This window comes from Salinifilum ghardaiensis (assembly GCF_054491345.1).
Genome location: NZ_CM137101.1, coordinates 4,559,372 through 4,578,933, shown reverse-complemented (window position 1 = coordinate 4,578,933; position 19,562 = coordinate 4,559,372). Strand labels below are relative to the sequence as shown.

Annotated in this window: 20 protein-coding genes; 14 read left to right on the top strand and 6 right to left on the bottom strand. The window is 71.1% G+C overall.

Annotation, left to right across the window (positions count from 1 at the left end; genetic code table 11):
- The first annotated feature begins 4 nt into the window (after positions 1-4).
- The 5 genes from rpmD (at position 5) to map (ending at position 4,193) form a co-directional block, all read left to right on the top strand.
- The gene (gene rpmD / locus ACVGV0_RS20780) at positions 5-187 is read left to right on the top strand and encodes a 50S ribosomal protein L30 (protein WP_459157367.1); all 183 of its coding nucleotides are present in this window, start codon (positions 5-7) and stop codon (positions 185-187) included.
- A gap of 1 nt (position 188) precedes the next feature.
- Positions 189-656, top strand: coding sequence for a 50S ribosomal protein L15 (gene rplO, locus ACVGV0_RS20775; protein ID WP_459157366.1), 468 nt, complete (start codon positions 189-191; stop codon positions 654-656).
- 576 nt (positions 657-1,232) lie between these two features.
- Positions 1,233-2,558 carry a preprotein translocase subunit SecY gene (secY, locus tag ACVGV0_RS20770; RefSeq protein WP_459157365.1) on the top strand — a complete coding sequence of 442 codons (1,326 nt, stop codon included), beginning with the start codon at positions 1,233-1,235 and terminating at the stop codon, positions 2,556-2,558.
- A 189-nt stretch (positions 2,559-2,747) separates the two neighbouring features.
- Complete coding sequence (locus tag ACVGV0_RS20765; RefSeq protein ID WP_459157364.1) at positions 2,748-3,302, top strand: adenylate kinase; 555 nt, start codon at positions 2,748-2,750, stop codon at positions 3,300-3,302.
- A gap of 99 nt (positions 3,303-3,401) precedes the next feature.
- The gene (gene map / locus ACVGV0_RS20760; RefSeq protein WP_459157363.1) at positions 3,402-4,193 is read left to right on the top strand and encodes a type I methionyl aminopeptidase; all 792 of its coding nucleotides are present in this window, start codon (positions 3,402-3,404) and stop codon (positions 4,191-4,193) included.
- Between the two features lie 230 nt (positions 4,194-4,423).
- On the opposite strand, the gene ACVGV0_RS20755 is transcribed toward map, so the two are convergent.
- Positions 4,424-5,077, bottom strand: coding sequence for a class I SAM-dependent methyltransferase (locus ACVGV0_RS20755; RefSeq protein WP_459157362.1), 654 nt, complete (start codon positions 5,075-5,077; stop codon positions 4,424-4,426).
- 340 nt (positions 5,078-5,417) lie between these two features.
- Positions 5,418-6,092 carry a class I SAM-dependent methyltransferase gene (locus ACVGV0_RS20750; RefSeq protein ID WP_459157361.1) on the bottom strand — a complete coding sequence of 225 codons (675 nt, stop codon included), beginning with the start codon at positions 6,090-6,092 and terminating at the stop codon, positions 5,418-5,420.
- A gap of 848 nt (positions 6,093-6,940) precedes the next feature.
- Between ACVGV0_RS20750 and infA the strand changes: the two genes are divergently transcribed.
- From infA to truA, 8 genes are all read left to right on the top strand, one after another.
- Positions 6,941-7,162: a translation initiation factor IF-1 gene (infA, locus tag ACVGV0_RS20745; RefSeq protein ID WP_114451020.1), complete on the top strand. Its 222-nt coding sequence runs from the start codon at positions 6,941-6,943 to the stop codon at positions 7,160-7,162.
- A gap of 57 nt (positions 7,163-7,219) precedes the next feature.
- The gene (rpmJ, locus tag ACVGV0_RS20740) at positions 7,220-7,333 is read left to right on the top strand and encodes a 50S ribosomal protein L36 (protein ID WP_459157360.1); all 114 of its coding nucleotides are present in this window, start codon (positions 7,220-7,222) and stop codon (positions 7,331-7,333) included.
- Between the two features lie 148 nt (positions 7,334-7,481).
- The gene (gene rpsM / locus ACVGV0_RS20735) at positions 7,482-7,865 is read left to right on the top strand and encodes a 30S ribosomal protein S13 (protein WP_459157359.1); all 384 of its coding nucleotides are present in this window, start codon (positions 7,482-7,484) and stop codon (positions 7,863-7,865) included.
- Positions 7,866-7,890: 25 nt separating this feature from the next.
- Complete coding sequence (rpsK, locus tag ACVGV0_RS20730; protein WP_459157358.1) at positions 7,891-8,295, top strand: 30S ribosomal protein S11; 405 nt, start codon at positions 7,891-7,893, stop codon at positions 8,293-8,295.
- Positions 8,296-8,319: 24 nt separating this feature from the next.
- On the top strand, positions 8,320-8,928 hold the full coding sequence (gene rpsD, locus ACVGV0_RS20725; RefSeq protein WP_459157357.1) for a 30S ribosomal protein S4: 609 nt from the start codon (positions 8,320-8,322) through the stop codon (positions 8,926-8,928).
- A 136-nt stretch (positions 8,929-9,064) separates the two neighbouring features.
- Complete coding sequence (locus ACVGV0_RS20720) at positions 9,065-10,207, top strand: DNA-directed RNA polymerase subunit alpha (RefSeq protein WP_459157356.1); 1,143 nt, start codon at positions 9,065-9,067, stop codon at positions 10,205-10,207.
- 43 nt (positions 10,208-10,250) lie between these two features.
- Entirely contained in the window at positions 10,251-10,784 is a 534-nt protein-coding gene (rplQ, locus tag ACVGV0_RS20715) for a 50S ribosomal protein L17 (RefSeq protein WP_459157355.1), read from the top strand.
- Entirely contained in the window at positions 10,774-11,682 is a 909-nt protein-coding gene (gene truA, locus ACVGV0_RS20710; RefSeq protein WP_459157354.1) for a tRNA pseudouridine(38-40) synthase TruA, read from the top strand. Before rplQ ends, truA begins: the two co-directional genes overlap by 11 nt.
- Positions 11,683-12,046: 364 nt before the next feature.
- Here truA and ACVGV0_RS20705 read toward each other — a convergent pair whose 3' ends face one another.
- Both ACVGV0_RS20705 and eccE read right to left on the bottom strand, forming a co-directional pair.
- The gene (locus tag ACVGV0_RS20705; protein WP_459157353.1) at positions 12,047-12,778 is read right to left on the bottom strand and encodes a hypothetical protein; all 732 of its coding nucleotides are present in this window, start codon (positions 12,776-12,778) and stop codon (positions 12,047-12,049) included.
- The gene (gene eccE / locus ACVGV0_RS20700) at positions 12,775-13,965 is read right to left on the bottom strand and encodes a type VII secretion protein EccE (protein ID WP_459157352.1); all 1,191 of its coding nucleotides are present in this window, start codon (positions 13,963-13,965) and stop codon (positions 12,775-12,777) included. The genes ACVGV0_RS20705 and eccE overlap by 4 nt, the downstream gene beginning before the upstream one ends.
- 300 nt (positions 13,966-14,265) lie before the next feature.
- Between eccE and eccB the strand changes: the two genes are divergently transcribed.
- Positions 14,266-15,849 (top strand): type VII secretion protein EccB, encoded by a 1,584-nt coding sequence (eccB, locus tag ACVGV0_RS20695; protein ID WP_459157351.1) that lies wholly within the window; start codon positions 14,266-14,268, stop codon positions 15,847-15,849.
- A gap of 498 nt (positions 15,850-16,347) precedes the next feature.
- Here eccB and mycP read toward each other — a convergent pair whose 3' ends face one another.
- Together mycP and eccD are read right to left on the bottom strand one after the other, a co-directional pair.
- Positions 16,348-17,760 carry a type VII secretion-associated serine protease mycosin gene (gene mycP, locus ACVGV0_RS20690; RefSeq protein WP_459157350.1) on the bottom strand — a complete coding sequence of 471 codons (1,413 nt, stop codon included), beginning with the start codon at positions 17,758-17,760 and terminating at the stop codon, positions 16,348-16,350.
- A gap of 11 nt (positions 17,761-17,771) precedes the next feature.
- Entirely contained in the window at positions 17,772-19,214 is a 1,443-nt protein-coding gene (eccD, locus tag ACVGV0_RS20685) for a type VII secretion integral membrane protein EccD (protein WP_459157349.1), read from the bottom strand.
- Positions 19,215-19,562 lie beyond the last annotated feature (348 nt).

The following is a 19,562-nucleotide window of genomic DNA, read 5'->3' as shown; positions in this document are numbered from 1 at the left end:
CGCGATGGCACAGCTGAAGATCACCCAGGTGCGCGGCCTCGTCGGAACGCGCCAGGCCCAGCGGGACACCATGCGTACCCTCGGCCTGCGCAAGATCCGCCAGTCGGTCGTGCGCCCGGACACCCCGGAAACCCGCGGCCAGATCAAGGCCGTCCACCAGTTGGTGGCGGTTGAGGAGGTCGACTGACATGGTCATCAAGATCCACGACCTGAAGCCGGCGCCGGGCGCGAAGCGCAAGCCGCTGCGCGTCGGCCGCGGCGAGGGCTCGAAGGGCAAGACCGCCGGCCGCGGTACGAAGGGCACCACGGCCCGGAAGACGGTGCCGCCGATGTTCGAGGGTGGGCAGATGCCCATCCAGATGCGCCTGCCGAAGCTGCGCGGCTTCCGCAACCCGTCGCGCATCGAGTACAAGGGCGTGAACGTCGGCCGGATCGCCGAGGTCTTCCCGCAGGGCGGTCAGGTCGGCCTGGCCGACCTGGTCGACGCGGGCCTGGTGAAGAAGAACGAGCTCGTGAAGGTGCTCGGTGACGGCGACGTCGACGGCGTCAAGCTGGACGTCTCCGCGCACGCCTTCACCGGCAGCGCCCAGGAGAAGATCACCAACGCCGGTGGTTCGGCGAACAAGGTGAAGATCACGCGCAAGCCCAACAAGTGATCTGCCGGTGACCACGCCGCGTAGGCGTGGCACTCGACCTGCGGGCCGGCCGTCAGCACCGACGGCCGGCCCGTTCGCGTGCGGCGGCCCCGAGCTCCGGGACGTCCTCGTGCGCTGCGGTGCTTCCCGCCGTTCGAGCCAGGGCGGCCACGGGTGCGCTGCCCGCGGCAGCGCGTCCGGGCAGCGCGTCCGGGGCTTGCGCAAGGTGCCGTGCTGGTCGCTGACGGTGGTCAATTCCCCGGCTGCTAGAGTGCCGAACGCAGTGTCGTGTCCGGACGCCCGTACCAGTGCGGCCGTACCAGTGCGCCCGTACGAGTGCGGCTCTACCGGTACGGGCCGCGTGCGGCCGCCCGCGTGTCGGCCTCGCGGTGCACCGGTTCCCGCGCAGCGGTCGTGCCGGTCTTCCCGCGCAGCGGTCGTGCCGGTCTTCCCGCGCAGCGGTCGTGTCGGTGCGGGCGTGGCGGGGCGGTACTGTGCACCTGTGCCCGGTGAAGCGGGCGTCCCAACCATCGCGCCGGCTGACGCCAAGCCGGCCACCGTCCCAGCCGGTTGCGACCGGTGTAGGAGGAGGTTCGCGTGCTCGGCGCCTTCCGCTCGGCTCTGACGACGCCGGACCTGCGCCGCAAGATCCTGTTCACGCTGGGCATGCTCGTGCTGTATCGGCTCGGCGCGCTGATCCCGTCGCCCGGGGTGTCGTACCCCAACGTCCAGCAGTGCATCGAACAGGTCCAAGGCGGCGACAACCAGAGCGTCTACTCGCTGCTCAACCTCTTCAGCGGCGGCGCCCTGCTGCAGTTGTCGGTGTTGTCGCTGGGCATCATGCCCTACATCACCGCCAGCATCATCGTGCAGCTGCTGCAGGTGGTGATTCCGCGCTTCGAGCAGCTGAAGAAGGAAGGCCAGTCCGGGCAGGCGAAGCTGACCCAGTACACGCGCTACCTCACGGTGGCGCTGTCGATGCTGCAGGCCACCGGCATCGTGGCGCTGGCGGTGCGCGGGCAGCTGTTCCCCGGCTGCACCGTCCCGCTCGTCCCGGACAACTCGGTGCTCAACCTCGTGACGATCGTGGTCGTGATGACCGCGGGCGCCATCCTGCTGATGTGGATGGGCGAGCTCATCACCGAGCGCGGCATCGGCAACGGCATGTCGCTGCTCATCTTCACCTCGATCGCCGCGCAGATCCCGAGCCAGGGCGGCCGCATCCTGAACTCGCACGGCGGGCTGGTCTTCGCCGTGGTGCTCTGCTTCGCCGTGGCGATCATCGCGACGGTCGTGTTCATCGAGCAGGCGCAGCGCCGCATCCCGGTGCAGTACGCCAAGCGCATGATCGGCCGCCGGATGTACGGCGGCACGTCGACCTACCTGCCGCTGAAGGTCAACCAGGCGGGTGTCATCCCGGTCATCTTCGGGTCCTCGCTGCTGTACCTCCCGCAGCTGCTCGGGCAGCTCGCCGGCGGGCAGGAGACCTGGTGGGCGACGTTCATCCAGACCTACATCGTCGACCCGTCCAGCTGGGTGCACATCCTGCTGTACATGGCGTTGATCGTGTTCTTCGCCTACTTCTACGTGTCCATCACGTTCAACCCGGAGGAACGTGCCGAGGACATGAAGAAGTTCGGCGGGTTCATCCCGGGGATCCGCCCCGGGCGGCCGACGGCCGAGTACCTGAGCTTCGTGCTCTCCCGAATCACGCTGCCGGGCGCCCTCTACCTCGGCATCATCGCGATCCTGCCGAACTTCTTCCTCGGCATCACCGGCGATGGCGGCGGAGGAGCGCAGAGCGCGCAGAACTTCCCGTTCGGCGGCACGGCCGTGCTGATCATGGTCAACGTCGGCTTGGACACGGTCAAGCAGATCGAGAGCCAGTTGACGCAGCGCAAGTACGAGGGTTTCCTGCGCTGAGCCCGGACGGGAGGCATCGGGCCGGTCCAGTCAATGGGATCGGACTATGAGATGTCGGGTGCGCACCTGTATACCTCGGTCCGGTGCGCGCCACGTAAAGTCGGCGCGACGCCGGCGGCGCCGGCGTGGTGAGGGCAGCGGGCGCGCGCCGCGATGCGCGCGTCAGCGATTGGATTCGGAGGCAAACCCTTGGTGCGATTGGTTCTCTTCGGCCCCCCGGGGGCGGGTAAGGGCACGCAGGCCGAGGTGCTCAGCGAGCGGTTGTCGGTTCCGCACATCTCCACGGGCGACCTGTTCCGCTCCAACATCGGGAACCAGACCCCGCTCGGGGTGAAGGCGAAGTCCTACCTGGATGCCGGTGAGCTCGTGCCGGATGAAGTGACCAACGAGATGGTGCGCGTGCGCCTGGCGGAGCCGGACGCGCGCGAGGGCTTCCTCCTGGACGGGTACCCGCGTACCACGCCGCAGGCGGACGTGCTCGGTGAGATCCTGGCCGAGCTCGGCGTCGAGCTCAGCGCGGTGCTCCAGTTCGAGGTCGGCGAGGACGAGTTGGTGCGGCGCATGCTCGAGCGCGGCCGGGAGGACGACAACGAGGACGTGATCCGGCGCAGGCTCGCGGTCTACCGGGAGGAGACCGAGCCGCTGCTGGACTACTACGGCGACAAGGTCGTCACGATCGACGCGGTCGGGACGATCGAGGAGATCTCCGAGCGCGCGCTGCAGGCGGTGCGCGCGCGCAGCTGAGGCAGCGGGCCGGACCGGGGGACTCCGCCGGTCCGGCCGTTCCGCCGGCGCCCGGGGTTCGGCGGCGCCCGGCGGGTACGAACGGGAGGGGAGCGCGACGTGTTGCGACGTGGTCGGGGCATCGAGTTGAAGTCCGCCGGCGAGATCGAGGCGATGCGCGCGGCGGGCCTGATCGTGTCCCGCACGCTGGCCGAGGTGACGCGGCAGGCGCAGCCGGGTGCGAGCACGGCGGAGCTGGACGAGGTCGCCGAGCAGCTCATCCGCGACGCCGGCGCGGTCCCCTCGTTCAAGGGCTACCACGGGTTCCCCGGGTCGATCTGCACGTCGATCAACGAGAAGATCGTGCACGGCATCCCGTCGGGCGGGGACGTCCTCGCCGACGGTGATCTGCTCTCGGTGGACTGCGGTGCGATCCTCGACGGGTGGCACGGCGACTCGGCCGTGACGATCGAGGTGGGCGAGGTCGCCGAGGGCGACAGGGCGCTCTCCGCCGCGACGCGCAAGGCCATGTGGGCGGGCATCGAGAAGATCCGCCCCGGCAACCGGCTGACCGACATCTCGCACGCGGTGGAGACGGCGGCGCGGGACGCTGCGGCGGTCGACGGCCTCGACTACGGCATCATCGCCGAGTACGGCGGGCACGGCATCGGTACGCAGATGCACATGGAGCCGTTCCTGCCGAACCTGGGCAAGCCGGGGCGGGGTCCGAAGTTGCGCGTCGGCATGGCCATCGCGGTGGAGCCGATGCTCACCGGGGGGACGGCGGAGAGCGAGGAGCTCGACGACGAGTGGACGGTGGTCACGCTCGACGGTTCCCGCGCGGCGCACTGGGAGCACACCGTCGCCGTGACCGAGAACGGGCCCTGGGTGCTCACCGCTCCCGAGGAGTGATCCGGCCGGCTCCTGAGGAGTGATCCGACCGGCCGACTGAGCTCCTCCTGGCAGCGAGGCCGCACCCGGGGTGACCGCTTGATGCACGCCCGATGGTGTGGTGATCGTTCGTCCCCCGGTCAGGTGGGGATGATTCACAATTTTCATGAAAATTGCGCTCTCTGGAACGAGTCCAGTTCGGCGGGGCCGGGGAGGACCGGTGAGCTGCGGCTGATCCCCGCCTCGCGGCATCAGCGCGGTCGGACCTTGGGGCGGCGGCAGACGTAGATCTTCGCCGGCGGGACGTTCCGCATCACCACGCTCCGCGGCAGCACTTCGTCGAAGGTCGCGCCGAGCAGCGCGAGGAAGTCGCGGGTGGAGCGGCGCCACAGCGTGGTGACGTAGGTGACGGTGGTGAACGGCGCCGAGGGTTCGAGCACGCGTGCGCAGACATCGAGCAGGCGGCGCTGGCGGTCCGCGTCGAGCAGCGTCCAGGGGATGCTCGTGACGAGCGCGTCGACGGTTCCGATGCCGCGCTCGGCGAGGTGCTCGGGCAGATCGGCGAGGTCCCCGTGGATGACGTCGAGCCAGGGCTTGTGCCGGCGCAGGTAGGCGACGAGCTCGGGGTCGACTTCGATGGCGAGTTGTCGGGTGGCCGGGCTGACGCGCTGCGCGATGCGCTCGCTGAGCGCTCCGGTTCCGGGGCCGGCTTCGACGACGACCGGGGCGCGTCCGTCGTCGGGGGCGGCGACGGCGGAGCTGGGGACCACGCCGGCCACGGCCGCGCCGACCCGGCCGCTGGTGGGCAGCACCGCGCCCACGGTGGCCGGTGCGCGCAGCGCCCGGCGGGCGAACGTCCAGTACTCGCGTGCTGTCTCCGCGGGGTGGTGCGATGCGGTGTTCACCGGGCCTCCCTGCCGGTCGGGAACGGGCTGCCCACCAGGAGCGTCCCGCCGCGGTCCTCGCGGGGCAATTCCGCGGTCGCCCCGCGGTCTCTCCGGGGCCGACCTCTCCGGGCCGCTTCTGCGGAGGCTCGGACGCCCGGAGGTCCGGTGCCCCGAGTCCTGGGACTTCCGAGCCCCGGGAGTTGCGCGTTCCGGGACCGCCGCGGTCCGGCGGTGCGCCCGGAGCGCTCGCGCGGCCGGGTGGCGCCGCCCCCGGCTCAGCGCAGGGCTGACTCGCCGGGCCCGGCCCAGTGCAGGAGCGCAGGCCCGGCTCAGCGCAAGGCCGGCTCGCCGGCCCGGCTCAGCGCAGGGGGCGGCGGCACAGGTAGTGCAGGATCGGCGGGAGGTTGCGCCACGTGGTGTGCGTGAGGACCTCGTCGAACGTGCGGTCGATCCGCTGGCGGAAGCGCCGGCCGCTGGAGCTCCGCGCCACCGGCAGGTAGGTGACGGCGGTGAACGCGCCGGCGCCGCCGAGGACCCCGGCGGCCTGGTCGAGGATGCGCTGCTGCTGCTCCTCGTCGAGCAGGGACCACGGGATGCTGCTGATCACCGCGTCGGCCCGCTCGACGCCGAGTCCGGCCAGCAGCGAGCCGAGCTCGCGGGCGTCGCCGTGCACGACCTCCATCCAGGGCTTGTGCGTGCGGAGGTGGTCGGCGAGCTCCGCGCCGAGCTCGATGCCGATGTGGCGGGCGCCGCCGGGCAGGCGCCGGTGGATGCCCTCGCTGAGCGAGCCGGTTCCCGGGCCGAGTTCGACGACCACGGGTTCCCCGGTGGTCGGCACCACCTGCGCGACCGTGGCGGCGACGGCGGACGAGGTCGGCGTGGCGGCCCCCATCATGCGGGGTTTCCGCACCGCGTTGTCCAGGAAGGTGCGGTACTCGCTGACCTTGTTCCCGAGCCCGGTGCTGCCGGGACGCGCGGTTGCGGCTCGGCGCGGGAGGGCGAGCGGGCGGGAGCGCTGCGGGCTGGCTGTCACTTTTCTCCTCGGTGTGTGCCGTGCGGACCGACGGTGGGGCGATCCTGGCGGGCGCGGCGGTGCGGGCACGGCCGCGCCCAGCGGGCGGTGGCGACCGCCCGCGAACCGGGCTCGGGCGGGGGCCGCCCTCCGCAGGTCACGACGCCGTGCCCGGCAGGAGCGGACCTTCGGCGCGGGTGCCCGGATGCGGGGCGTTGCGGACCCGATGCGCGGGACCCCGAGGCGCCGGGCCAGCGGTGCGGGCCGAGGGCGTCGGAACCGGTGTCGCGGACCGCGCGGCGAGTCCTGCATCGAACGTGATCGAACTTAGTGAGGGGGAGTGGCCGGGTGCAACCTGCGCGCCGCGCTGGTGATGCGTGCGATTCCCGGCCTGTACACTGTGTGGCGGTACGCGAGATGAGCAGCCCCGATGGCGGGGGCCGGAGCTCCGAGGCGTACGATGGAGCATCGGCGCACTCGTAGTGTCGGGAATGCATGTCCGACGCCTGCGTACGCCAGAATCTCAGTTGATCCGGTGTTGTTCCGGTCACGCCCGCTCGGGCTGCCCGGATGCGGCACCGGGCCGTGAGCGGCCCGCCCCGCGCGGGCCGCGGCGGTCACCGGCTCCATGATCGTAGTGGTTCCGCGCGGCGGGGCGCTGGGGTCATCGGGCAACCGCGGTCGCAGGGGCGTTTCGGCGGCAGCGGGGCGCGGACTGGGAACGGCGTGCGGGGTCCGGTCGGGACTTGCGTTCGGGTTGCGACCGCGTTCGCACCGGTGCTGCGCAGGGCGCTGTCGTGAGGTCGGCCCCGACCCCGCGGCGCGGACGACCGTCCGATCAACCGTCACCGTCACGAAACGCGGAGGACATGGGCAAGAAAGACGGGGCCATTGAGGTCGAGGGTCGGGTCATCGAACCGCTCCCCAACGCGATGTTCCGCATCGAGTTGGAGAACGGCCACCAGGTCCTCGCACACATCAGTGGCAAGATGCGACAGCACTACATCCGCATCCTGCCCGAGGACCGGGTCGTCGTGGAGCTTTCCCCGTACGACCTTTCCCGTGGGCGCATTGTCTACCGCTACAAGTAGTGACCTCCACGGTGTCCGGGAGCACCGGGCACGTGTCCGAGCAGGAGAGCAGCGGCCGTGAAGGTCAAACCCAGTGTGAAGAAGGTCTGCGACAGCTGCCAGATCATCAAGCGGCACGGCAACGTGCTGGTGATCTGCACCAACCCGCGCCACAAGCAGAAGCAGGGCTGACGCAGCTTCGCTCGCAGCGACAGCGAGAGAAGGCCTCCTCCGGCCTGCCGGCCCACGAGTCGGGCCGGCTGACCCCCGGGCCAGGCCGGGGCTCCGCGGATGCGGAGGCGGCGGAGGAGCAGACCTGGCCGAGATGAAGGGGACCCCGATGGCAGCACGGGTCGTCGGAGTCGATCTCCCCATGGACAAGCGTGCGGAGATCGCTCTTACGTACATCTTCGGGATCGGTCGCACTCGGTCCCGCGAGATCCTGAACGCGACGGGCATCGCGCTCGACGTCCGCGCGCGGGATCTCGACGACGAGCAGCTCGCCAAGTTGCGCGAGCACATCGAGAACAACTACCGGGTCGAGGGTGACCTCCGCCGCGAGGTCCAGGCCGACATCCGCCGGAAGATCGAGATCGGCAGCTACCAGGGGCAGCGGCACCGTCGTCACCTGCCGCTGCGCGGGCAGCGGACCAAGACCAACGCCCGCACCCGGAAGGGGCCGAAGAAGACGGTCGCCGGCAAGAAGAAGGCCGGGAAGAAGTAAGCCTCGCTAGGAGATCACGACACTTATGCCACCCAAGGGGCGCGCCGGCACCGTCAAGAAGGTGCGGCGCAAGGAGAAGAAGAACGTAGCGGCTGGGCAAGCCCACATCAAGAGCACGTTCAACAACACGATCGTGTCGATCACCGACCCGACCGGTGCGGTGATCAGCTGGGCCTCCGCCGGCCACGTCGGGTTCAAGGGCTCGAAGAAGTCCACCCCGTTCGCCGCGCAGATGGCCGCGGAGAACGCCGCCCGCAAGGCCGCCGAGCACGGCATGAAGAAGGTCGACGTCTTCGTCAAGGGACCGGGTTCCGGGCGTGAGACGGCGATCCGCTCCCTGCAGGGCGCCGGGCTCGAGGTCGGCACCATTCAGGACGTGACCCCGCAGCCGCACAACGGCTGCCGCCCGCCGAAGCGTCGCCGGGTCTGACGCGGGAAGGGAGAGTAGAGAACCATGGCTCGTTACACCGGTCCCGTGACCCGCAAGTCCCGCCGGTTGAAGGTCGACCTCGTCGGCGGTGATCAGTCGTTCGAGCGTCGTCCGTACCCGCCGGGGCAGCACGGGCGCGGTCGGATCAAGGAAACCGAGTACCTGCAGCAGCTGCAGGAGAAGCAGAAGGCGCGTTTCACCTACGGCGTGCTGGAGAAGCAGCTCCTCGCCTACTACAAGGAGGCGCACCGGCTTCAGGGCAAGACCGGTGAGAACCTGCTGCAGCTGCTCGAGACGCGGCTGGACAACGTGGTCTACCGGGCTGGCCTGGCGCGCACGCGCCGCATGGCCCGCCAGCTGGTCAGCCACGGCCACTTCCTGGTCAACGGCCAGAAGGTGGACGTCCCCAGCTACCGGGTCACCAAGTGGGACATCATCGACGTGCGGCCGAAGTCGCTGAGCATGACGCCGTTCGTCATCGCCAAGGAGACCCTCGGCGAGCGTCCCGCCCCGGCCTGGCTGCAGGTCGTTCCGTCGAACCTGCGGATCCTGGTGCACCAGGCACCGGAGCGCGCGCAGATCGACACGCCGGTCACCGAGCAGCTCATCGTCGAGTTCTACTCGAAGAAGTGACGCGCGGCGCCGGCGGTCCGCGGACCGCCGGCGGGCGCCTCGGTGGTGGAGAAGGAGGCCACCACCGGCCCGCTGCGGCGGGCGTGCCATCCCATCGGCGTCAAATGGCGGGCGCCGTGAGGAAAGGAAAAGACCAGTGCTCATCTCCCAGCGACCCGCGCTGTCCGAAGAGACAGTGTCGGAGACCCGGTCGCGGTTCTCCATCGAACCGCTCGAGCCGGGCTTCGGATACACCCTCGGCAACTCGCTGCGCCGCACCCTGCTCTCGTCGATTCCGGGGGCGGCCGTCACCAGCCTGCGCATCGATGGTGTGCTGCACGAGTTCACCACGATCCCGGGCGTGAAGGAGGACGTCACCGACGTCATCCTGAACATCAAGGAGCTGGTGGTCAGTTCCGAAGAGGACGAGCCGGTGACGATGTACCTGCGCAAGCAGGGGCCCGGGGAGGTCACCGCGGCGGACATCGTGCCGCCGGCGGGTGTCACCGTGCACAACCCGGATCTGCACATCGCCACGCTCAACCAGAAGGGCAAGCTGGAGATCGAGCTCGTAGTCGAGCGTGGTCGTGGCTATGTCCCCGCGATGCAGAACAAGCAGGCGGGTGCGGAGATCGGCCGGATCCCGGTCGACTCGATCTACTCGCCGGTGCTGAAGGTGAGCTACAAGGTCGAGGCCACCCGTGTGGAGCAGCGCACGGACTTCGACAAGCTGATCCTCGACGTCGAGACGAAGCCGTCGATCACCCCGCGGGACGCGGTGGCGTCGGCCGGCCGGACCCTCGTCGAGCTGTTCGGGCTCGCCCGGGAGCTCAACGTGGACGCCGAGGGCGTCGAGATCGGCCCCTCGCCGGCGGAGGCGGACACGATCGCCGCCTACGCGATGCCGATCGAGGACCTCGACCTGACGGTGCGCTCCTACAACTGCTTGAAGCGGGAGGGCATTCACACCGTCGGCGAGCTGGTCTCGCGCAGCGAGGCCGACCTGCTGGACATCCGCAACTTCGGTGCGAAGTCCATCGACGAGGTCAAGATGAAGCTCGCCGGTCTGAGCCTGTCGCTGAAGGACAGCCCGCCCGGATTCGACCCCTCGGCCGCTGCCGCGGAGTACCCGGCGGAGGGCTTCTCCGACGAGGGCGAGCAGCTGGGTCCGGTCGGTGGTGTCGGGGCCGAGGCCGCCGACTACATGCCGAGCTACGAAGCGTCGTACGAGACGGGCTACGACACCGGTTTCGAGAGCTACGACGACGGCCAGGACTACGCGGAGACTGAGCAGCTGTAGCTGTGCGTGCCCGGTTTCCGGGCCGCAGTGAGAGGAGCAAGCGATGCCCACCCCGACGAAGGGACCGCGTCTCGGCGCGTCCCCGTCGCACGAGCGGCTGATCCTGGCCAACCTGGCCACCTCGCTGTTCGAGCACGGGAAGATCACCACCACCGAGGCGAAGGCCAAGCGGCTGCGCCCGCTGGCCGAGCGGCTGATCACCAAGGCCACGAAGGGCGACCTGCACAACCGTCGCCAGGTCATGAAGACCATCCGCGACAAGGACGTGGTGGCCAAGCTCTTCGAGGAGATCGGTCCGTTCTACGCCGACCGCCCCGGTGGTTACACGCGGATCATCAAGACCGCCCCGCGCAAGGGCGACAACGCCCAGATGGCGATCATCGCCCTGGTGCAGGAGAAGACCGCGACGTCCGAGGCGGAGGCCGCCCGCGGCACCAAGTTCGCCAAGGACCAGCAGGCCGAGGCCGCGCCGGACACGGCGGAGTCCGCCGAGGCTCAGGTCGAGGGGACTGCGGAGGCCGCGGAGGCCGCCGAGTCCACTGACGAGTCCGCGGGCGAGAAGAAGGATGAGTCCTGACATCGCGCGTGACAACGGTGCGAACGAGCCCGCTGCCCCGACCGGGGGTGGCGGGCTCGTTCGTCTGCGCCTGACCGTCGCCTACGACGGGACGGACTTCGCCGGCTGGGCCCGGCAGCCGGGGCTGCGCACGGTGCAGGGGCTGCTGGAGGACGCGCTGGCGAAGCAGCCGCCGGGCCGCGAGGTGCCGCGGTCGGTGGTGGTGGCCGGGCGGACCGACTCCGGGGTGCACGCCACCGAGCAGGTGGTGCACCTCGACGCGGTGCCGCTGACCCAGGAGGAGACCCGGTTGCCGGTGGACGAGCGCGGGCTGCCGGATCTGGACCGGATGCGGCACCGGTGGAACCGCATCCTGCCGGCCGATGTGCGCGTGCTGTCCGCCGAACCCGCACCTCCCGGGTTCGACGCCCGGTTCTCGGCGTTGCGGCGCCACTACCGCTACCGCGTGTCGGACGCCCCGTGGGGCGCGGATCCGCTGCGCCGCCGGGACACGTTGGCGTGGCAGCACCCCCTGGACGTGGACGCGCTCAACGCCGCCTCGGCCGGTCTGGTGGGGTTGCACGACTTCGCGGCCTACTGCAAGGCGCGGGAGGGCGCGACGACGGTGCGCGAACTGCTCGAGTTCACCTGGGAGCGGGTGGAGCAGCACCTGCTGGTGGCGAAGCTCTCCGCGGACGCGTTCTGCCACTCGATGGTGCGCGGTCTGGTCGGCACGGTGCTGTTCGCGGGGGACGGGCGCCGCGGTGCGGACTGGCCGGCGCAGCTGCTCGAGTCCGAGCAGCGCACCAGCGCTGTGGCCCCGGCCCGCGGGCTCGTGCTCGTCGGTGTCGACTACCCGCCGGCCGCGGAGCTCGCCGCGCGCGCGGAGCACACCCGCGCCCGCCGCAGCCTGGGCTGAACCGGCCGCTGGCAGGCGGGACCGCTGGGAGGCGGGGCCGCTGGGAGCGGCACCACTGCTGGAAGCGACCCGAGCTTTCGGGCCTGCAGCGGGCCCGGGGTGGGAACATTTTCGAGGAATGCTCCCACCCCGAGCGTGTCGGGCCCCCGCGTGTCGGGTGCGGGCGTCGCGTGCTGTGCCGAGCACGATGAGGCGTCGAGCACGACGGGGCGCCGAGCACGACGGGGCGCCGAGCACGACGGGGGCCGAGCCGGAGGTTCCCCCACCCGGTCCGCTACGCCAGCCAATCCGCGGAGTCCCTTGGTCGCCGTGTCGCCCGGACCGCGCCGACCGGACCGCGCCGACCGGGGCGCGCCGGCGCGCCTCAGTCGCCGCGGCGGATCGGACCGAGGACTTCCTGCTCCTTCGTGTTCGTCACCAGGCGGATCGGCGACCACATCATGTTGCCCAGGGCGATGACGCCGTCGTCCTGCAGCTGGGTCAACTGCTGCACCTGCTGCGGGTGCAGGCTCCAGATGCGCTGGGCCAGCTGCGCCTGGTTCAGCGGCAGCCGCTGCATCAGCACCAGGTCCGCGGTGTTCGCGACGGCACCGCTGCTGATCTGCGGGTGCAGGTACGGCAGCACGTACATCGTCGTCTGCCACGGCGCGCGCGGCGGGAACAGCTCCTGCGGAACCGCACCGCCGTCGTGGATGAGCAGCAGCGGCGTGTCCTCCGAGGCGCCGGGCAGGTCGAACGGCGTGAGCCGCCGGATCTGCATCAGCGGGACCGGTTTGCCCTCGGGGGTCTGGCCGGCGGCGCGTTCCAGCACCTTCCACGCGGCGGGGCGCCCGGTGGCGATGATGACCCAAGCGCCCGTGGCGATGGCGCGCAGCGCCAGCTGCCGCGCGAAGTACAGCCCGCCCACGGTGACCATCCGCGTGGGGTGCGGCCGGAGGATGGAAGCGGCGATCGCCTCGCCCTGCGGGCCGGAGCCGATGAGCATGCCGCCCCGGTCGCCGGAGGGGCTCACCGCCTCCAGGGTTTCCGGCGGCACGAGGAACTCCGGCGCACTGCCCTGGTTGCCGGGGACGTCGATCGTCCTGCTGCGACTCATACGGCACCTCCCAGCGGCAACGTCGCCGCATATCCGGACAGCTGGTTGCCGCGCAGCGGCGTCAGCGTCATCCCCAGCCTGTTGCTGATGGTGCGCAGCCTGTCGTCGGCGGCGTCGAGCTCCTCGGGCGTGCGGGCGCTGACCCGGACGACGCCCCGCAGGGCCACCTCGTCCTCCTCGCCGGACGGCGCGATGGACAGCGTGATGGATGTGGACAGTGCCCGGATCCCGGTGAGCGCGTTGAGGCTGTGGGTGGTCTGCGCGGGCCAGCCGGTGATCGCGTAGCTGGAGTGTCCGACGCCACCCGCGGTGACGCCGCTCCAGCGCTCCTTGAGCCCGACGGAACGCTGCGAGCCGAGCACGCTGTGCAGCTCCGCCGAGGAGATCCCCGCCTGCAGCAGCTCGTCCGGGGAGAGCGGGCGCGCGGGCACGCCCTCGCCCTCGAGCGCGTTGCGCACGCGGGAGAGCGCACCGATGAGCGCGCGGTGCGCGCCGACGACGCCGCCGCCGCGTTCGCCCACGGCCTTGGGGCAGCGCTGCGGGTCGAGCCGCAGCGCCACCCACGTGGTGCGGCGCGCGGCGGCCGGCAGCGGGCCGAGCAGTTCCAGGTACGAGTCCAGCGCGGGGGAGTTCGACGGCAGCGCGGCGCTCCCCGGGTAGCAGTGCCAGATGACCTGGATCGCGTCGAGCACCACGCCGCGGTCCTCCAGGCACGGCGAGAGCACGCCGAGCGGCAGGTTGGGCGCGTTGTTCACCGAGTTCAGCAGCGACGGCGTCGGCTCCACCATGAGCACCGCGGTCCACTTGCCGTTGTGGAAGGCCATTCCCACGGGGTTGCGGTCGTGGTCCTGGCTGCGCGCGACGACGAGGTCGGGCAGCGCGAGCCGCAGCAGCGCGACGCGGTGGTTCTCGTCCGGGCCGATGATGCCGTCGCCGTCGAGGTCCTCGGCGGGCTCCGCGGCGTCGACGTTCGGCGGTTCGGCCACCCTGGTGTGGTCGCGCCCGCGGTAGTCGAGCAGGAGCGCGAACCACTGGGTGAACCAGCGGCCGCGGCGGCGCAGCACCGCCAGGATCAGGGCGAGCGCTGCCACCCCGATCGACACCGGCCACAGCACCGGGTCGATGAGCACGAGGACCAGGCCGATGGCGAGGCCGACCTCGATGAGCACGATGTTGGCCGCCGGCATGCCCCCCAGGGTCACGCCGTTCAACCGGCGCCGGCGCGCGCGGATGCGCGCACGCGGCGGGTTCGCGGACCCCTGCGCACTCGGTTGGGGCGCATTCGGTTGGGCCGGATGTTGTGTCGTCACGGACATCCGTTCGGTCTTCCCCCTCGCTGTTACGCGGCGCACGGCACGCGAGTAGGTGGTCGGATCGTTGGCGCGTGCAGAGAATACTGACGGACTTGGTCGAACCGCACCCATTCGGCATCCCCTGAGGACTATCCTGCGGAACCGTACCTCGGACGGGAGAGCTGTAGGCGAAGAATGGCAACAACACCCACGACGAAGTCGCAAGTTCAGGCGTACCGGTTCGTGCTGCGCCGCATGGAGTCCGCGCTGGTGCGCAAGGACGCGGTGATGCTGCACGATCCGATGGGCTCGCACAAGCGGGCCACGGTGGTCGGCGCGATCGTCGCCTGCGTCGGCATGATCGGGTTCCTCGTGTGGGGCCTGTTCGGCGGGAAGGGCAACGTGCCGGAACCGGGCAACGTCGTCATCGCGAAGGAGAGCGGCAGCGTTTTCGTCGTCACCTCCGATGACCGGGCGGACAAGCGGCTGATCCCGATGCTCAACATGACCTCGGCGAAGCTGCTGGTGATGGCCCAGGGCGGTGCGCAGGGCAGCGGGCCGGTCGAACCGACGACCGTCAAGGAGGCCGCGCTCTCGGAGATCCCGCGCGGTTCGCTGACGGGCATGGTCAACGCGCCCCAGTACCTGCCGGAAGGCGGCAACCAGGCCGCGCCGACCTGGGCCATCTGCGACGAGGGGCAGGTCCGCGACACCTTCAACGACGCGCGGGTGGAGTCCGCCACCGACGTGCGCACCACCGTCGTCGGCGGTCAGCGCGACCACGGCGCGGAACTGCGCCCGGACCAGGCGCTGTACGTGCAGGACCAGTCCTCCGGGGACCGCTACCTCGTGTACCGCGTCGGGGACGGGATCGCGGGCCACCCGCACGCGCGGACGGTCAAGGCGCTGGTCGACGAGGACGACAGCGCGGTGATGGACATGTACGGCCTCAACGGCACCACGCCGCGCACGATCAGCACGAACATGCTCAACGCGATCCCCAGGGTCTCCGAGCTGTCGGTCCCGCAGCTGCCGACCGGCCAGGTCGACTACATGACCGGGCAGTACGCGGCGGGCGACGTGGTCCGCCGCAGCGTCGCAGGCAACCCGGACGAGTTCTTCCTGCTGCTGCCGAGCGGCAAGCAGGAGATCTCCCAGGGTGCGGCCGCTGCGGTGCACGCGGCGAAGTACAGCAACGAGGAGCTGCCGAACGCGACCGGGGAGATCACCGAGGCGCCGGAGGCCGACGAGGCCGCCAAGCTGACCGCGCTGGACTCCTTCCCGGACGCGGTGCCCTCCCCGGTGAACTTCCAGCAGTCCGACACCTCGTGCTTGAGCTGGAAGAACGACCGCGGTGACCACGACATCACGGTGACGCTGAACAAGGGGTCGATCAGCCGGAGCCCGGTCAAGCTGGCGCAAGCCGACGGTTCCGGGCCCAATGTGGACAGGTTCCACCTGCCGGCGGGCCAGGCGGCGGTCGTGCGGGGCACGTCGAACGAGTCGGGCTCCGATTCCGGCCCGATCTTCCTCGTCACCGATCAGGGCGTGCAGTACGGCATCAAGGACGTCGCCACGGCGCGCGGACTGGGTGTGATCAACAGCGCGGCCGACATCAAGTCCGGCCCGTCCTGGTTGATGCGCAGCCTGCCGCAGGGCGACTTCCTCGACCCGGCGCAGGCGAGCTTCACCTACGACGCGGTGGAACCGGGCGAAGGCGTGAACCGCCCGCCGGAGAAGGAGGGGCAGGGACAGGGCTCGCAGCAGCAGGCCGGCTGAGCCGGTCCCTCCGACCGGGTTTCCGCCGCTGTGCGCGGCGGGACCCCGGCTGGTCGGGTGCGGAACGTTCTCGAGCACGTCCGAGGAACGCGGTCCCGCCGTCCCGAGTGGACGGCGGGACCGCGTGCTGTCCGCGGTACCGCCGGCGGAGCGGCGGGCCTCCGGGGCCTGCGGGTGCGGTGCACCGCAGCGCAGGTGAAGCGCTGCGGGGGTGCGCTGCCGGGGTGCGCTCCGGGATCGGGCCGGTGCGGGGCGCGGTCCGGTCGCACCGAGCTGGGGCGGAGGTCGCGGACGCGGTCGCCGCGCCCCGCCCCCGGACGAAGAGGGCACCGGGCGAAGACGGCCCCGCACAGCTGGCCCAGCACGACAGCAGCCCCGGGGACGACGGCGGGCCCGGGACGACAGGTGCCCCGCACGACAGCGGGTCCCGGACCGAGCCGGTCCGGGACCCGCAGTGCTCCTCGCGGTCCGCAGCGGGCGGTGCCGCTCCTGCCCGCGCTACTCCTGCGCGTTGGTGCGCTGCGCGTTCAGCCGCGAGCGGAGGTTGCGGCGCGCGTTGATGAGGAACGCGGTGAACAGGATGGCGGCGATGCCCGCCCCCGTTCCGCCGAGCGCGGTCAGCAGCGCCGGCCAGTCGCGCGGCGGCAGCACGTCGGCGTCCAGCCGCGCCGGCTGGCTGGTGTTCGTGGACACCCCGTGCTCGGCGGGCACGACGTCGTTGAGCGCCGCCATCGGGTCGATGACGCCGGCACCGACGATGTCGTTGCGCCCGTCCGTGCCGCCCGGGTGCAGCGCGGTCTTCTCGATGCGCTCCATGATCTGGCCGGGACCGAGCTCCGGGTGCTCCTGCTTGATCAGCGCGACCAGCCCGGACACGTACGGCGCGGCGAAGCTCGTGCCCATGATGGGTTCGGGCTGGCCCTGGCTGCTCTGCAGCTGGTTGGCCAGTCCGACGCCTCCCACCCCCGGGTCGAGGGTGGTGAGGTTCTCCCCGGGCGCGGCGACGTCGACCCACGGCCCGGGCACGGTGAACTCCGAGGGCGCGCCCTGCTGGTTCACCGAGCCGACGGTGAGCACGTAGTCGTCGAACCAGGCGGGCAGCACCGCGGTGGTGGGCGCGCCCGAGGGGTTCTTCTGGCACTGGTCGGTCGTGTTGCCCGCGGCGGCCACGACGACCGCGCCCCTGTCGTGGGCGTTCTTGACCGCCTGGTGCAGCTGGTTGTTGAAGCCGTACTGCGCCGAGGAGGGGTCGGTGGCCTCGGCGATGGCCTGGCAGGACGACTGCGAGATGTTGATGACGCTGGCACCGGCCTCGGCGGCGTGCTGCACGGCCTGCGCCATCGTCGCCGTGTTGCCGACCGTCTGGTCGTTGCCCTGGTTGACGAACTTCTGCGAGGACTGCCGGATGGACAGGATCGTGCTGTCCGGGGCCACGCCGACGAACCCGGTCTGCGGGTCGGGGTGCGCGGCGATGATGCCGGCCACGGCGGTGCCGTGGCCGTCGCAGTCGTCGTTCGCGCCCCCGCGGGGCACGGCGCTGCCGCCGCTGCCGTCCACGGCCAGGCGCGGGTGCGGGTTCACACCGGTGTCGATGACCGCGATCGTCTGGCCCCGCCCGGTCAGTCCCTGCTCGTGCGCCTGCTCGAAGCCGAGGAACCGCTGGCTCCAGGGCTTCTCCTCGATGGTCTGTCCACCCCGGGTGCCCTGCAGGCAGCCCTCCTGCTGCTGGAAGTCGCCGGGCTGCGGGGTGAGCGGACCGCCGGGGACCGTGGTCGGCGTCAGCTCCGGCGGTTCGAAGGAGGAGTCGGCGACCGCGGGTGCCGTCGGACCGCCGAGCACGAGCACGCCCAGGGCGGTGGACAGCGCGAGGGTCCGCCGGGGACCGCGGGCGCGGAGGAGTCGTTCGCGCATCGGCTGCCCCTTTAGAACAGGTTCAGGTTCAGGTCGCGGATCATCATGTACACGTCCATCACGGCCAGTGCCAACGGCAGCACCGCCGCGATGAGCACGGCTTCCAGGATGTCCACGGTGCGCCGCTGCACCGGCGAGAACCGGCGGTCGGGGAAGACCACGCCGAAGACGAGCGCGAGCACGGCCAGCACCAGCAGCGGCGGGAAGGACCACGCCACGGCCGTCGGCCAGAGCGCCACCTGCACCAGCAGGCCCGCGGTCACACCGGCGGCGGCGAGCAGCCCGTTGAGCAGCAGCGCCATCGCCTGGCTGCCGTTGGCGTAGTTGCGCCCGCGCAGCAGCAGCACCGCGGCGACCACGACCGCGTAGACGGTGCCCCAGACACCGCCGAACCCGGCCGAGATGACCGCGCCGAGCGCGGCGGTGAGACCGCAGCCGATGATGAGACCGGTCATGTACTGGTGCGCGACACCGGTCTGCCGCTCGATCGCCCGGTAATCGGGGAAGGTGGTGTCCTCCTTGAGGTCCTCGGCGGTGCCGGGGACCTGCGGCAGCGGCAGGCGCGCCAGCTGGATGGTCAGTCGGGGCAGCAGCGAGATGCCCGCGAGGCCGACGGCGGCGGCACCGGCGGCGATCCCGGGTGCCGGGGCCTGGCCGATGAGGGTGGCCACGAGGAACGACGCGGTGGCGAACGTGCCCACGACGGCCGCCGCGATGAACGTGATGATCCCGGTTCCGAGCAGCATCAGCGCCACCGCGGCGAAGATGAGCACCAGCGCGCTGGCCAGTAGCAGCCGGGGTTCGAGGGTGTTGCCGGGCACGATGTTGAACCCGGCGACGAAGGCCATGGACAACCCGCCTGCTGCGGCGATCACCGTGCCCGTGGTCGACGCCCCGTAGGCCTTGGTGACGATCGTTCCGACGCCGGTGGCGAAGATCGCCACGACGGTGGCGACCACGGCGGCCACGATCTGGAACACCAGCGGCTGCACACCGCCGACACCGGGGTGCAGCAGCACCACGGGCCCCGCCAGTCCGAGCGCGACGGCCGCGGCGAGGAACGCGAGCGCGCCCGCGACCTGGCCGATCAGCGCCGCCGTTTCCTTCGTCCACGGCCGGTAGCTACCGGGTTCGGCGTCCGCGAGCGCGTCCACCACGTCGTCGTACAGCGGTGGCGGCGGGTTGTCGGAACGTTTGCGCAGCTGCAACATGTCGCCGTCGACGATCCCCTGGGACGCCAGCGTCTGACTGGGGTCGAGCGGCTGGCTGTCGCCGAGTTTTGCCAGGCACCATCCGCCGTGTCGCGAGCCGCCGTCCTGGGTGACCTCGCGGGCCATCTCCAGAACCATCGGCAGCAGGTCCGCCACCGACACGTCCGCGGGCAGCGCCAGGTCGATGCGCGTGCTCGGCGCCACCACCGTCACGCGACTGAACACCGTGGTTCCGGTCGCCACTTGGGCCCCCTACTCCCTTGGTCGCCTTGCTGTCTGCGTGCGCGCGCCCGTGCCCGCGTGTCCGGACGCGGCGGCGCGCACTCTGTCCGTTCGATCCAACCAAGCGCGGTCTTTTCTTGCGAAACCGACCCACCCGGTCGGACAGCGCCCCTAGTATGGGCACACCAACCGCCATCGGGTGACGGGTTTGGTGCAACTCGTGGCAATCGGTTCGCACGCGGTCGAGCACGGCACGACGTGAGCGCGGTGCGCACGCGGTCGCAGGGGCCTGTTCGGCGATGGCGCGAGGACGGGACAGAATGCCGCGAGCCAAGCGTGCAGGCTCGTAGAGGACGGAAAGGTTGCTGC

What these genes read in the sequence shown, in the direction of transcription:
- eccE (WP_459157352.1), bottom strand. Translation starts at nt 13,965, where the DNA reads ATGCCGGCGGCCAACATCGTGCTCATCGAGGTCGGCCTCGCCATCGGC.
- rpsD (WP_459157357.1), top strand. Translation starts at nt 8,320, where the DNA reads ATGGCTCGTTACACCGGTCCCGTGACCCGCAAGTCCCGCCGGTTGAAG.
- rpsM (WP_459157359.1), top strand. Translation starts at nt 7,482, where the DNA reads ATGGCAGCACGGGTCGTCGGAGTCGATCTCCCCATGGACAAGCGTGCG.
- rplQ (WP_459157355.1), top strand. Translation starts at nt 10,251, where the DNA reads ATGCCCACCCCGACGAAGGGACCGCGTCTCGGCGCGTCCCCGTCGCAC.
- truA (WP_459157354.1), top strand. Translation starts at nt 10,774, where the DNA reads ATGAGTCCTGACATCGCGCGTGACAACGGTGCGAACGAGCCCGCTGCC.
- rpsK (WP_459157358.1), top strand. Translation starts at nt 7,891, where the DNA reads ATGCCACCCAAGGGGCGCGCCGGCACCGTCAAGAAGGTGCGGCGCAAG.
- rpmD (WP_459157367.1), top strand. Translation starts at nt 5, where the DNA reads ATGGCACAGCTGAAGATCACCCAGGTGCGCGGCCTCGTCGGAACGCGC.
- mycP (WP_459157350.1), bottom strand. Translation starts at nt 17,760, where the DNA reads ATGCGCGAACGACTCCTCCGCGCCCGCGGTCCCCGGCGGACCCTCGCG.
- eccB (WP_459157351.1), top strand. Translation starts at nt 14,266, where the DNA reads ATGGCAACAACACCCACGACGAAGTCGCAAGTTCAGGCGTACCGGTTC.
- ACVGV0_RS20705 (WP_459157353.1), bottom strand. Translation starts at nt 12,778, where the DNA reads ATGAGTCGCAGCAGGACGATCGACGTCCCCGGCAACCAGGGCAGTGCG.
- infA (WP_114451020.1), top strand. Translation starts at nt 6,941, where the DNA reads ATGGGCAAGAAAGACGGGGCCATTGAGGTCGAGGGTCGGGTCATCGAA.
- rplO (WP_459157366.1), top strand. Translation starts at nt 189, where the DNA reads ATGGTCATCAAGATCCACGACCTGAAGCCGGCGCCGGGCGCGAAGCGC.